The sequence below is a fragment of the Phycicoccus sp. DTK01 genome (assembly GCF_017312765.1).
GTDB lineage: Bacteria > Actinomycetota > Actinomycetes > Actinomycetales > Dermatophilaceae > Phycicoccus > Phycicoccus jejuensis.
Genome location: NZ_BOPU01000001.1, coordinates 145,397 through 158,789, shown reverse-complemented (window position 1 = coordinate 158,789; position 13,393 = coordinate 145,397). Strand labels below are relative to the sequence as shown.

General features: G+C 75.6%; 10 protein-coding genes and 1 riboswitch. Of the genes, 2 read left to right on the top strand and 8 right to left on the bottom strand.

The annotated features are described in order from the left end of the window. Nucleotides 1-35 precede the first annotated feature (35 nt). The 3 genes from J3473_RS00670 to J3473_RS00660 form a co-directional block, all read right to left on the bottom strand. Entirely contained in the window at nt 36-1,160 is a 1,125-nt protein-coding gene (locus J3473_RS00670) for a DUF4192 domain-containing protein (protein WP_207021500.1), read from the bottom strand. A 130-nt stretch (nt 1,161-1,290) separates the two neighbouring features. Then, a complete protein-coding gene (locus J3473_RS00665; protein WP_030528140.1) occupies nt 1,291-1,662 on the bottom strand; it encodes a YkvA family protein in 372 nt (123 codons plus the stop codon). 32 nt (nt 1,663-1,694) lie between these two features. Continuing rightward, nucleotides 1,695-2,432: an EcsC family protein gene (locus J3473_RS00660; RefSeq protein WP_242525598.1), complete on the bottom strand. Its 738-nt coding sequence runs from the start codon at nt 2,430-2,432 to the stop codon at nt 1,695-1,697. 139 nt (nt 2,433-2,571) lie between these two features. On the opposite strand from J3473_RS00660, the gene J3473_RS00655 reads away from it, so the two are divergent. Beyond that, on the top strand, nt 2,572-4,263 hold the full coding sequence (locus J3473_RS00655; RefSeq protein WP_207021498.1) for a DNA polymerase: 1,692 nt from the start codon (nt 2,572-2,574) through the stop codon (nt 4,261-4,263). Nucleotides 4,264-4,281: 18 nt separating this feature from the next. Here the strand turns inward: J3473_RS00655 and J3473_RS00650 are convergent, their stop codons facing one another. The 5 genes from J3473_RS00650 to J3473_RS00630 form a co-directional block, all read right to left on the bottom strand. Continuing rightward, nucleotides 4,282-5,208 (bottom strand): proteasome assembly chaperone family protein, encoded by a 927-nt coding sequence (locus tag J3473_RS00650; RefSeq protein ID WP_207021948.1) that lies wholly within the window; start codon nt 5,206-5,208, stop codon nt 4,282-4,284. An 86-nt stretch (nt 5,209-5,294) separates the two neighbouring features. Further along, on the bottom strand, nt 5,295-9,140 hold the full coding sequence (gene hrpA, locus J3473_RS00645; RefSeq protein ID WP_207021497.1) for an ATP-dependent RNA helicase HrpA: 3,846 nt from the start codon (nt 9,138-9,140) through the stop codon (nt 5,295-5,297). A 21-nt stretch (nt 9,141-9,161) separates the two neighbouring features. Next, nucleotides 9,162-10,340, bottom strand: coding sequence for a hypothetical protein (locus tag J3473_RS00640; protein WP_207021496.1), 1,179 nt, complete (start codon nt 10,338-10,340; stop codon nt 9,162-9,164). Next, complete coding sequence (locus tag J3473_RS00635) at nt 10,334-10,624, bottom strand: hypothetical protein (RefSeq protein WP_207021495.1); 291 nt, start codon at nt 10,622-10,624, stop codon at nt 10,334-10,336. Before J3473_RS00635 ends, J3473_RS00640 begins: the two co-directional genes overlap by 7 nt. A gap of 72 nt (nt 10,625-10,696) precedes the next feature. Then, nucleotides 10,697-12,064 carry a bifunctional o-acetylhomoserine/o-acetylserine sulfhydrylase gene (locus J3473_RS00630; protein ID WP_207021494.1) on the bottom strand — a complete coding sequence of 456 codons (1,368 nt, stop codon included), beginning with the start codon at nt 12,062-12,064 and terminating at the stop codon, nt 10,697-10,699. Between the two features lie 80 nt (nt 12,065-12,144). Further along, a riboswitch (SAM riboswitch) is annotated at nt 12,145-12,257 on the bottom strand. A gap of 84 nt (nt 12,258-12,341) precedes the next feature. On the opposite strand from J3473_RS00630, the gene mgrA reads away from it, so the two are divergent. Continuing rightward, a complete protein-coding gene (gene mgrA, locus J3473_RS00625; protein WP_207021493.1) occupies nt 12,342-13,391 on the top strand; it encodes an L-glyceraldehyde 3-phosphate reductase in 1,050 nt (349 codons plus the stop codon). The last annotated feature ends 2 nt before the right edge of the window (nt 13,392-13,393 follow it).

The window sequence follows — 13,393 nt, the reverse complement described above, 5'->3', positions numbered from 1 at the left end:
GACGAACACCGCTCCTCCACCGGCCCGGTGCGCGTTCACCCGGCCCGCCCGAGCCGTCCGGCGACCGTCGCGTCCCCACCGGCCCGCGTCAGGGTCTCGGGGCGCAGCCCGTGCTCGACGACCCCGGAGAGGAGCTGCGCGAGGCGGTAGCCCGGCTCCACCCGCAGGGCCCGCTCGAGGGCGGCGCGCGCCACGGCGCCGTCGCCGAGCTGCCAGGCGAGCTGCGCCGCCGTCGTGCACACCGCCGCCGCGTCGTCCGGCCGGTCGTCGGGGACCGCACGGGCGAGCGCCAGCAGGCGTTCGAGCAGCTCGTGGCGGCCCTCGGTCCCCCGCGGGACGTGGACCCACGACCCCATCCCCGCCCAGCGCGGCAGGTGCCGCTCGAGCAGGGCGACCACCACCGCGTCGAGCAGGCCACGGGGCACCACCCCCGGTGCGACCCAGGCGATCAGCGCGTCGCGCAGGCCGATGTCGCGCAGTCCCTCGACCGCCCGCGCCAGGACCTCCGGCGGGGGCTCGAGGCGGGGACGGCCGACCGCGTCCGGCCGGGCGAGCACGAGCGCCCAGGCCCGCACCGCCTCGCGCCGCACGCGGGCGCTGCCCCGGCGGGACCGGCGGTCGAGCGCCGGGAGCGGGAGCCAGGCCCCGACCGCCGACGCGCGCTCCGCGTCGGGGGCGACGAGGCCGTCGACCGCGGCGCGGTCGGGCAGGGGCGCGAGGCCGCGGGCGACCAGCTCGGCCACCGCCGGCACCGCGTGCGGGGCCGGCAGCACCACGCCCTCGCGCGGGCAGCAGGCCCGCTCGCAGACCGGCGAGTACCGCCGTCCCCCGCGCACGACCGCGACGTCGGCCACCTCGGCGCCACGCGACTCGAGGGCCTCGAGGAGCGCGAGCAGCAGGGGGTCGCAGGCGCGCTCCTCGTCCTCGTAGCCGACGAGGAGGACCGGCCCCGCGAGCTCCCGCCGCAACGGCCCGAGGACGGCCTCGACCGTGTCCTCGACGTGGTCCTCGGGTGGGAGGTCGACCCGGGCGACGAAGTGGACCCGGCGCCGGTGGTCGAGGGCGACCGCCACGACGCTGCGCGTCGGGTGGTAGCCGAGCTGGTAGGGCAGGACGGCGAGCAGCTCGTCGGGCCCGTGGACGGTCGTGGTGTCGCTCATGCGACCACGCTGCCGCCGCGGGAGGCCGGTGCGACAGGGGCCGCCGGCGATCTGTGGACGACGGACCTCCACGGCCCCGCCTGTGGACGGCCGGCCCCGTGCCGCTCAGGGGACCGTGCCGGTCACCGCGTCAGCGGACGACGTCCCCCGGCACCGTCTGCGGGCCGCGACCGGTCTCGCGCTCCCACTCGAGGAACTTCTCGGTCTCCTCGACGAGCGTCGTCGCGACCCAGCCGAGCACCATCGCGTCGTCGGCGAGGCCGAGCACGCCGAGGACCGCCTCGGGCAGCAGGTCGACGGGCGAGACGACGTACGCGGCGCCGGCCGCGACGAGGCCGAGCTTGCCCATCGAGGTGCCGGTGTACTCGCCGGAGCGGATCGCGGTCACCATCCGCGGGACGGCGGAGGCACGCTCCCCGAGCGAGGGGCCGCCGTCCTTCGTCGCGAGGCGGATGGCGCGCCCGAGGGCGCCGACGTAGGCGAGGGTGCGGGCCTTGGCCATGGGTTCCTCCTGGGGTCGCTGGGGTCGCGGGGTCAGGCCGGGCCGATGCGCCCGGCGACCGCCGGGAACTCGCGCTTGGCGTCGCTGGCGAGGCGGCGGAGCAGGACGACGTCGACCCCCGCGCCGACGACGCCGCCGACCACGGGGACGCCACGGCCGAAGCGCGAGAGCACGCCCTTGCCCGAGCTCGCGACGAGCTTGAAGAACACGCCCTTCTTGACGACCATCGCGGCCGGGCCGGGCAGGCGCTGGGCGGCGAGGTTGGCGAAGCCGCCGACGGGGGCGGCGACCCCGGCCTTGGCGAGGAGGTCGTCGGCGTCGGCGCCCGCGAGGGTCAGCAGCACCGCGGCCCGCACCTGCGGCTGCGCGATGTCGTGGCCGCGCACGCGGGCGATGGCCGCGGTCATCCGCGTGGCGAGGGCGTAGTACGCGACGACGTTGGCGGGCAGGGCGATCGGCAGCGTGACGAAGCCACCGAGGCCGGTGACGAAGCCCTCGGCGCCGGCCAGCCTCAGGTGCGACCGGACGATGCCGTCGACCGCCTTCTCGACGTCGCCGCCGGCCGAGCGCAGCGCGGCGTCGGCGGTCTTCGCCGCGGAGTCGAAGGGGCCGCGGCCGTCGATGCCGACGTCGAGAATCTGGTCGACGACGCGGACCGCCTGGCGCCCGACGACACCGTCGTCGGCCTTCGGGTCGTTGGCGCGCTCGAGCGCGGAGCGGGTGTCGCTCACGGCGTCCTTGGTGGTGCGGCCTCGGTCGAGCAGTCCCACGCGTGGTCCTCCTGGTGCCCCGGGGCGGACCGTCGGGTCCGCGCGTGTCCGGCTGTCGTCATCCTGCCACGCAGGCCGCTGACCAGCGGGGTCCCGGTCCCCGTCATCGGTGACGGTGTCGGGCCGTACGCTCGGCGCCATGCTGACGGGCGAGGTGGCGGTGCTCGTGGCGGGCACGGGCGGTCGCGCGGTCGCCGTGCTCCATCGCGACCGCGTCGTCACGGTCCCGGCCGCGCAGGCCCCCGAGGTCGTCGGCCGGCTCGAGGCGGAGCACCACCCCCGGTGGGTGTGGTGGTCGGCCCGGGAGGCCGCGACCGGCGTCGTCGCGGCCCGCGTGCACCTGGCCCGCGCCTGGGACCTCGCCGAGGCCCACCGGCTCCTCCACGGCGGGTGGGACGCCTCCCCCGCGCTCGTCTGGGCCGCCGCCCACGGGCTGTCCGCCGCCTCCGTCCCCGCGCCGCCCGGGGGCGACCTGTTCGACCTCGTCGGCGCCGCCGACCTCCCGGCGGACGACGTGCTCGTCGACGCCGCCGGTTACCTGCGCGCCGACCACGAGCGCTGGCTCGAGGAGCCCGGCCACCTCGCCGCGTGGGCGCACGCCGCGCTCGACACGGCACGCCTCCAGCTGGACCAGATGGTCTCGGTCGCGGCCCGGCTGGCCGCGACGACGGCCTCCGAGTCCGCCGCGGCCCTGCTCTGCCTCGAGCTCGAGCGCGACGGCCTCCCGCTCGACCGCGCGACGACGGAGGGCCTCGTCGCCGGCGCGGCCGGGCCGCGCACCGTCGGCGACGCGGACGGCGTCGCCGCGCGCCGCGCCCGCGATGCCACCGTCCTGCGCCACGTGCCGGGCCGCGAGGGCACCGACCTGCGCAACCCGGTGGCCGTCAAGGAGATGCTCGCGGGCGTCGGCGTCGACGTGCCGAGCACCCGCAAGTGGGTCCTCGAGGCCTACCGCGAGGTCCATCCGGTCGTCGAGGCGCTGCTCGCGTGGCGGCGGGACGAGCGCATCGCCACCACGTACGGCTACCGCTGGCTCGACACGCACGTCGGGCCCGACGACCGGCTGCGCGGCCGGTGGACCGCCTGCGACGGCGCGGCCGGCCGGATGACGGCCGAGAACGGCCTGCACAACCTCCCGGCCGCGCTGCGCCCGGGGGTCGCCGCCCACCCGGGCCACGTCCTCGTCCGCGCCGACCTCGGGCAGGTCGAGCCCCGGGTGCTCGCGGTCGTCAGCGGCGACACCGCGTTCGCGGCGGCCACCCGGGCGGACGACCTCTACGCCCCGGTCGCCCAGCGGCTGGGTTCCGAGCGGGCCGTCGCGAAGATCGCGGTGCTCGCGGCGATGTACGGGCAGCGCAGCGGCGCGGCCGGCGAGGCGCTCAAGGGCCTCGAGGCCGCCTACCCGGTGGCGATGGGGATGCTCGACCGCGCCTACGACGCCGGGCGCCGGGCCGCCCCGCTGCGCACGTACGGCGGGCGGCTGGTGCCGACGGCACGGTTCGTGGCCGGCCGGCCGCCGGGCGCGGACCCGCAGGTCGACGCGGCGCGGGGTCGCTTCGCGCGCAACGCCGTCATCCAGGGCTCGGCCGCCGAGCTCTTCAAGGCGTGGGCGGCCACGGTCCGCGCCTCCGTGCGCGACCTCGGGGCGAGCGTGGTCCTGTGCCTCCACGACGAGCTGCTGCTCCACGTGCCCGAGGCGGTGGCCGGGGAGGCCTCCCGTCGGGTCGACGACGCACTCACCGACGCCGCGCGCCGGTGGTCGGGCGGGGCGCCGGTGCGCTTCGTCGCCGACACCTCCGTGGTGCGGCGCTGGTCGGAGGCCAAGGACTGAGGCCGCCGGCCGGGCGGGTCAGGCCGTGGGGCCCTGCGGGTCGTCCTCGTCGTCCGACACCGAGCGCAGGAAGTCCTCGAACTCGGCGCCGAGCTCGTCGGCGGACGGGATCTGCGAGGTCTCGGTCGCGAGCAGGCTCGGGCGCTCCTGGCCCTCGACGAAGGCGTCGTACTGCTGCTCGAGGGCGGTGATGACCTGGCGCGCCTCGTCGCTGTTGGCGACCTCGGCGGCGATGGCCTGCTGGTTGACCCGGGCCCGCTCGACGAGCTCGTCGTTCGGGAGGTTGAGGCCGGTCGCGTCGGTGATGGCGTTGAGCGCGGCGAGCGCGCCCTCGGCCCACTCGGCGGTCGCGAGGTAGTGCGGCACGTGCACGGCGAACCCGAGGGCGTCCTGGCCGGCCTCGCCGAGGCGCAGCTCGAGGAGGGCGCCGATGGACGCCGGCACCTGGACCCGCCCGAAGGGCGAGCGGGCCTCGCCGATCAGCGCGTCGTCGGTGGCGTGCGCGGTCATCCCGACCGGACGGGTGTGCGGCACACCCATCGGGATGCCGTGCGTCGTGACGACGAGAGAGACCCCGAGCATTGCGATGAGCTCGCGGATGGCCTCGACGGTGCGCTCCCACTGGTAGTCGGGCTCGGGCCCGGTCAGCACGTAGTAGGTCTGCCCGTCGCGGTCGGTGAGCCGGTGCAGGAGCATCGCCGGGTCGTCGTACTCCGTCCAGCGGCTGGTGTCGAAGACCATCATCGGACGGCGGCCGCGGTAGTCGAGGAGCTGGTCGACGTCGAAGGAGGCGACGACCTCGGGGTCGCCGGTCTCGAGGAGGTGCGAGCCGAGGGTCTCCTGGACCTGCCCGGCGTCGACGAAGCCGCCGAGCAGCACGAGGAGGACGCCCGGGCGGGGGGCGTCGACAGCGGTCTCGAGGCGGTACAGGGCGGACGGGTCCATCACGGGAGAAGCCTTTCACGGTGGTGCGTCGTGAGGGTGGAACGTCCGGCCGGGGCGACGGATTCCCCCGCCGGCCTCCCTGCGGGTCACTCCGTGACGGCGGCGATGGCCCGGCGCACGCGCTTCTCGGAGACCGAGCCCTTCGTGCCGAGGCTCTGCGCGAAGAGGCTGACCCGCAGCTCCTCGACCATCCACCCGATGTCGGTGACCTCGGGAGCGGCGCGGCGGGCGGCGGGCAGCGACTCGAGGAGGTCGGCGTAGGCGGACTCGACCGCGTCGACCTGCTCCTGGAGCACGGGCTCGCGCGGGTTGCCGGCGGCGCGCTCGAGGCGGTGCTGGGCGGCGCGGAGGTAGCGCTGGAGGTCGGGCAGGCGGGCGACCCCGGTCGCGGCGACGAACCCCGGGCGGACCAGGCCGTCGAGCTGGGCGCGGACGTCGGCGCGGGCCGCCCGGGTGGCGGTGGACGCACCGCCCGCGGCGAGCGCGTCGAGGGTGCGCCGCACCTGCGCGGCGAGGACGAGCACCGGCTCGACCGCCTCGACGACGGCCAGCACCCGGGTCGTCGCGTGGGTCCGGACGGCCGCGAGCGCCGCCTCGAACGCCTCCGGGGAGCGGACCGGTCCGCGGACGTGCTCGGCGACGAGGTCGTCGACGGCGGCGTCGAGGCAGTCCTGGAGCAGCGCGGGCACCGACCCGTGCGGGTTGTCGGCGAGCGCGAGCTTCTGGGCGTTGCCGAGCCGGCCGAGCACCCGCTTCCACGGGGCCGTCGTGTTGAGCAGCAGCAGGCGCCGGACGCCCGCGCGGTGGGCCGCCGCGGCGGACCCGACGTCGGGGAGGACGCGCAGCCCGACGGAGGCCCCTTCGTCGACAAGCGCGGGGAAGCCGACGACGGTCAGCCGGCCGGCGCGCCCCTCGAAGGTCTCGGGGATGGTGCCGACGTCCCACGTCGTGAGGCCGGTGCGCTCGATCGAGGCGCCGGCGCGGGCCATCCCCTCGCGCACCGCTCCCCCGGCCTGCTCGCGCAGCGCGTCGAGGTCCTTGCCCGCGGCGACGACGCGGCCGCCCGGGCGCTCGACCGAGAAGGTGACGCGCAGGTGGTCGGGCACGCGGGCGAGGTCGAACTCGGCCGCCTCGACGCGGACCCGGGTGCGCTCGAACAGGACCCGCGCCAGCTCCTCGACCATCGAGCCGCGCGCGGGGTCCATCTCGCGCAGCGCCGCGGCGGCGTGGTCGGGCGCCGGGACGAAGTGCACGCGGGTCGCCTTCGGCAGCGAGCGGACGAGCGCGACCGCCAGCTCGTCGCGCAGCCCGGGCACCTGCCAGTCGAACCCGTCGGCCGTGACCCGGTTGAGGACGGCGACCGGGACGTGCACGGTGACGCCGTCGGCGGCCTGCCCGGGCGCGAACTGGTAGGTGACGTCGAGCGCGAGGTCGCCCTGGCGCCAGGTGCGCGGGTAGTCGCTCGCCGACACCGACTCCCCCGCGTCGGAGGTGAGCACGTCCTCGGTGAGGTCGAGCAGGTCGGGGCGGCGGCGACGCTCGCCGCGCCACCAGCGGTCGAAGTGCCGCTCGGTGACGACGTCCGGCGGGATCCGGCTGTCGTAGAACGCGAAGACGATCTCGTCGTCGACGACGATGTCGCGGCGGCGCGCCCGCTCCTCGAGCTCGGCGACGCGGGCGAGGGTGCGTTGGTTGCGCTTCCAGAAGTCGTGCACCGGCTCCCAGTCGCCCTCGACGAACGCCGACCGCACGAAGATCTCGCGTGCGGCCTCGGGGTCGATCCGGGCGTACTGGACGGTGCGGTCGGTGACGAGCGGAACCCCGAACAGCGTGACGCGCTCGGTCGCGACGGCGGCGCCGGCCTTGCGGCTCCAGCGCGGCTCGCTGACCGTGCGCGTGACGACGTGCCTGCCGGCCTCCTCGGCCCACTCGGGGTCGATGGTGGCGACGGTCCGCGCCCACAGCCGCGAGGTCTCGACGAGCTCGGCGGCCATGACGTACTCGGGCTTTCGGCGGAAGAGGGTCGAGCCGGGGCTGATGCCGAACCGGGCTCCGCGGGCGCCGAGGTACTCGCGCTTGACCTCGTCGCGCACCCCCACGTGCGAGAGCAGGCCGGCGAGCAGCGCCCTGTGCACGGTGTCCCAGTCGGGGTCCTCGCCCTTGGCGGCAGTCGCGAGCTCGGGGTCGATGCGGGCCTGCCGGGTCGCCCGCCGGAGCTGGGCGTGCAGGTCCTGCCATTCGCGGATGCGCAGGTAGTGCAGGTACTCGTTCTTGCACATCCGCCGGAACGCGCTGTGCGAGAGCTCCTTCTGCTGCGTCTTGAGGTAGGTCCAGAGGTTGAGCAGCGCGGCGAAGTCGGAGCGCTCGTCCTTGAAGCGCGCGTGCTGCTGGTCGGCCTGCGCCTCCTTGTCGACCGGCCGCTCGCGCGGGTCCTGGATCGACAGCGCGGCGACGAGCACGAGCACCTCGCGGGTGCAGCCGAGCCGGCCGGCCTCGACGACCATCCGGGCCAGCCGCGGGTCGAGGGGCATCCGGGCGAGGGTGCGGCCGGTGGCCGTGAGCCGGCGGGCGCGCCCGCGGTGCCGACCGGGGCCGCGCTCGTCGGTGGAGAACGCCCCGAGCTCCTCGAGCAGGCGGACGCCGTCGGCGACCTGGCGGGCGTCCGGCGGGTCGACGAACGGGAAGCGCGCGACGTCGCCGAGGCCGAGCGAGGTCATCTGGAGGATGACCGCCGCGAGCGAGGTGCGCTGGATCTCGGGCTCGGTGAACTCGTCCCGCGCCTCGAAGTCCTCCTCGGAGTACAGGCGGATGCAGACGCCGGGCGCGACGCGGCCGCAGCGGCCTGCGCGCTGGGCGGCGCTGGCCCGGCTGACCGGCTCGATCGGCAGCCGCTGCACCTTGGTGCGCTGGCTGTAGCGGGAGATGCGAGCGGTGCCGGTGTCGACGACGTAGCCGATGCCGGGCACCGTGAGCGAGGTCTCGGCGACGTTGGTGGCGAGGACGATCCGGCGCCCGCCGCCACGGCGGAAGACCCGGTGCTGCTCGGCCGACGACAGCCGGGCGAACAGGGGCAGCACCTCGGTGCCCGGCAGCTTCAGGGCGTTCAACGCGTCGGCGGCGTCGCGGATCTCGCGCTCCCCCGAGAAGAACACGAGGATGTCGGTCGCGTCCGGTGCGGGCGGCTCCTCGGTCCACAGCTCCTCGACGGCCTGCACGACCCCGGTCACCTGGTCGCGCTCCTCGACGACGTGCTTGCCGTCCGGGGTCGTCTCGACGAGCGGACGGTAGCGGACCTCGACGGGGTAGGTGCGCCCGGACACCTCGAGCACCGGCACCTCGCGGACGACGTCGCCGCGCTCGTCGGTGCCGAAGTGCCGGGCGAAGCGCTCGGGGTCGATCGTCGCCGAGGTGACGACGACCTTGAGGTCGGGGCGCCGCGGCAGCAGCTGCTTGAGGTAGCCGAGGATGAAGTCGATGTTGAGGCTGCGCTCGTGCGCCTCGTCGATGATGATCGTGTCGTACCGGCGCAGGTCGCGGTCGCGCTGCATCTCGCTGAGCAGGATGCCGTCGGTCATCACCTTGACCCGCGTCGCGTCGCTGCTGTGGTCGCCGAAGCGCACCTGGTAGCCGACGGTGCCGCCGAGCTCGACCTCCATCTCCTCGGCGATGCGCTCCGCGACCGACCGGGCCGCGATCCGCCGCGGCTGGGTGTGCCCGACCTGGCGGCCCCCCGCCCCGCGGCCGAGCTCGAGGCACATCTTCGGGAGCTGGGTCGTCTTGCCCGACCCGGTCTCGCCGGCGATGACGACGACCTGGTGGTCACGCAGGGCCGCGAGGATCTCCTCGCGCGCGGCGACGACGGGCAGGTGCTCGGGGTAGTGCAGCTCCGCCGCGGCGACCGCCTCGAGCGCGGTCTCGGTGCGGGCAGGCATGCCCGACAGGATAGGTCGCCCTCACCGCGGGCTCCGACCGGACGTCCCCTGCCGCTGGGGTGCGCGCTCCTGCGGGACGACGTGCGGCAGGGCCTTCCGGGTCGCGTGCAGGCTCACCCCGGCCGTGTAGAGCCCGACCGTCCGGGCCCCGCCCGCCCGCACGAGCCGCAGCTCGCGTCCCGCGGCGGCCACCTTCGCCCGGACCACCCGGACACCGGCGGCCCGCAGCCGGGCCGCGGCTCCTCCCGCGACCACCGACGCGGACGGTGCCGCGTGGGCGACCGTGGGAGGCGCCAGCATGAGCCGGACCCGGGCGTCCTGCAGCCGGGTCCGCGCCGTCTGGCCCGCCCCCATGAGGATGCGCTCCTGGGTGCCCAGCGTCCTGGCCACGGCCACGCCGTCCGGGCCCACGACCGTCCCGACCTTCGCCGCCGTGGTGAACGACTGCCCGGCGAGGCCGAGGACCCACGCGCCGGCCGCGACCCCCACGTCCCGCGCGCTCCCCTCGTCGTACCCGACGAGCAGCACCCCGTCGGCGAGCGTCCCGACGCCCTCGCCGACCACCCCGGCGGCCGCCAGCGGCGGCGCGACCCGCGTCGGCAGCGCGGCGAGCATCCCGACACCGTGGCCGACCGAGCTCGCCTGCCGCAGCGCGCGGTAGAGCGCCGAGTCGCCGATGTCGTCGTCGGCGAGCGCCCCGAGGACGCCGGCGCAGCGGGCGTCGGCGGAACGCAGCCGGTCCAGGGCCGCCGCGTGCGTGCACTCGGCACGCAGGACGGTGGCCATCTCGTCCTGCTGCGCCCGACGGACCGCGAGCAGGACGGGGTCCACCTCGGTCGCTCCGGCCCCGACGAGGGCGACGGCGCGCTCCTCGAGGAGCCGATGGGCGTCCCACGCGTCGCCGTGCGCGGTGACCGCGTGCTGCGCCACCGCCTGCTCCTCCTCGAGCACCGTCGCGTAGGCGCGCAGCGGGGCCACCGCCCCGAGGAAGCGGTGGGCCGCGCGCTCGAGCACGGCCGGCGCCGTCCCGATCCGGGCGCCGAAGGCCTCGCCGGCGGGCCCGTCCCAGACCGCTCCGTCGCGCAGCCGGGCGAGGTCGGCCGCCGTGTCGGCGAGCCGCCGACCGGTCGCGTCGCACGTCGAGGCGACCGCCCGCACCCCCTCCGCCGACCCCTCGACCGGGCCCAGCGACATCACCACGTCGGGCCACCCCGCAGGCCGCGCGAGACCCCCGCCTCGAGGTCGAGATAGGCGCCCCCCGCCGTCCCGGCCGCCTCGCCGAGGACGGTCAGCGCGTCCGCCACCCGCAGTCGCGCGTGCCGCCACCCGCCGAGCAGATCCTCGAGCGCGGCGCCGCTGCGGCCGGGCCCGAACGCCCATCGGTCCGCCGCGGGGTCCCTCATGAGCGCGAGCGACTCAGCGAGGTCGAGCAGGCGCTCCCCCACCTCCAGCACGCTCGGTGCATCCACCCGGTACGTCGTCATGCCCCGACGCTAGGCGGGGGCGGCGTCCCGCCCGCCGGGTTTTCCACAGGCCCCGGCGGGCGGGAGGGTCGCTCAGCCCTGCGTGGCCCCGACGAGCTCGGGCGCCGCGTCCCCGGAGCCGTCACCGGCCGCCGCGGCGAAGCCGGCGTCGAGGTCGGCGAGGATGTCGGCGACCGACTCGATGCCCACCGCGAGGCGCACGAGACCGGGCGTGACACCGGCGGCCAGCCGGTCCTCGTCCCCGCCCTGGCTGTGCGTCGTCGACGCCGGGTGGATGGCGAGCGAGCGCACGTCGCCGATGTTCGCGACGTGGCTGTGCAGCGACAGGCCCTCGACGAAGCGGCGCCCGGCCTCGATGCCACCGCGGATCTCGAACGCGAGCACCGCCCCGGCGCCCAGCGGCGCGTACTTGTCCGCGAGCGCCTTCCCCGGGCTGCTGTCGAGCGAGGCCCACCGCACCGACTCGACCTGGGGGTGCTGCTCCAGGTGCTCGGCGACCCGGCGGGCGTTCTCGAGGTGGCGCTCCAGGCGCAGGCTGAGGGTCTCGATGCCCTGCCCGATGAGGAAGGCGTTGAACGGCGAGACGGCGGCGCCGAGGTCGCGCAGCAGCTGCACTCGCGCCTTGAGGATGTACGAGAGGTTCGCGCCGAAGGGGCTTCCGACGCCGAGGTCCGGGCCGAAGCGCAGCCCGTGGTAGCTCTCGTCCGGGGTGTTGTAGTTGGGGAAGCGCTCCGGGTCCTTCGTGTAGTCGAAGGTGCCGCCGTCGACGATGACCCCGGCGATGGACGTGCCGTGCCCGCCGAGGTACTTGGTCGCCGAGTGGATGACGACGTCGGCGCCCCACTCCAGCGGCCGGATGACGTACGGCGTCGCGATGGTGTTGTCGACGACCAGCGGCACGCCGACCTCGTGGGCGACCGCGGCGACGGCCTCGATGTCGAGGACCTCGGCCTTGGGGTTGGCGATCGTCTCGCCGAAGAACGCCTTGGTGTTGGGGCGCACCGCGTCGCGCCAGGCCTGCGGGTCGGTGTGGTCCTCGACGAAGGTGACGTCGACGCCGAGCTTGCGGAAGGTGAACTTCAGCAGGTTGACCGTGCCGCCGTAGAGCGCCGCGCTGGAGACGATGTGGTCACCGGCCTCGGCGATGTTGAGCAGGCCGAGCGTCGTCGCGGCCTGCCCGGACGCCACGAGCAGCGCCCCGACCCCGCCCTCGAGCGCAGCGATGCGCTGCTCGACGGCGTCCTGCGTCGGGTTCATGATGCGCGTGTAGATGTTGCCGAACTCGCGCAGCGCGAAGAGGTTCTCGGCGTGCGCGGTGTCGTTGAAGACGTACGACGTCGTCTGGTAGATCGGCAGGGCCCGGGCGCCGGTGGCGCTGTCGGGCTGCTGGCCGGCGTGCACCTGGCGGGTCTCGAAACCCCACTGGGACGGGTCGGTCATCGGTTCGCTCCTGACTCGTGGGTGCGACCGACCGGCGGGCCGGGCGCACGCGGACGTGTGCTCGGCGGGGTGCCCAGGGGCTCCCGCGCTTGCGCGCGACGGGTGCCGCACGCCTGGTCCTCACCCGGGGCACCCCACCGCGGAGGAGGGTTGCCGGCCAGCGAGCCGGGGCTTGGCGCTGGCGCTCATGACCTGCCGTCAGGATACGCACGGGCCCGCCCGCGGTCAGCCCCCTCCCCCGCCCCGTCTCACCCCACGAACGGGGCAGGATGACCCCATGACCTTCCACGCCGACGAGTACAAGGCCGCCGCGGGCCGCTACCGCGCCGGGATGCCCTACCGCCGCACCGGCCGCTCCGGGCTCGACCTCCCCGCCATCAGCCTGGGCCTGTGGCACAACTTCGGGGACGACGTGCCGCTGGAGCGCCAGCAGGCGATCCTGCGCCGCGCGTTCGACCGGGGCGTCACCCACTTCGACCTCGCGAACAACTACGGCCCGCCCTACGGCAGTGCCGAGCGCAACTTCGGGACCCTCTTCGCCCGCGACTTCCGCCCCTACCGCGACGAGCTCGTCATCAGCTCCAAGGCGGGCTACGACATGTGGCCCGGCCCCTACGGCCAGGGCGGCGGCTCGCGGAAGTACGTCACCGCCTCGGCCGACCAGTCGCTGCGGCGCACCGGCCTGGACTACTTCGACATCTTCTACAGCCACCGCTTCGACGAGACGACCCCGCTCGAGGAGACCTGCGGGGCGCTGGACTCCCTCGTGCGCGCCGGCAAGGCGCTCTACGTGGGCATCTCGTCCTACTCGGCGCAGCGCACCCGCGAGGCCGTCGAGATCCTCCGCGCGATGGGCACGCCGCTGCTCATCCACCAGCCGTCGTACTCGATGCTCAACCGCTGGATCGAGGAGGAGGGGCTGCTGGACGCCCTCGGCGAGACCGGCGTCGGCTGCATCGCCTTCTCCCCGCTGGCCCAGGGGATGCTGACGAACAAGTACCTCAAGGGCATCCCCGAGGGCTCGCGTGCGGCGCAGGGCAAGTCGCTCGACCCCGCGCTGCTCACCGACACCGCGCTCAAGCACATCCGCGCCCTGGACCGGCTGGCGAAGACCCGCGGCCAGACCCTCGCGCAGATGGCCCTCGCGTGGGCGCTGCGCGACCCGCGCGTCACCTCGGTGCTCATCGGCGCGAGCTCGGTCGAGCAGCTCGACGACAGCCTCGACGCCGTCAAGAAGCTGAGGTTCACGAAGGACGAGCTCGCGAAGATCGACAAGCACGCCCAGGACACGGGCATCAACCTCTGGAAGACCTCGAGCGACAAGTGAGT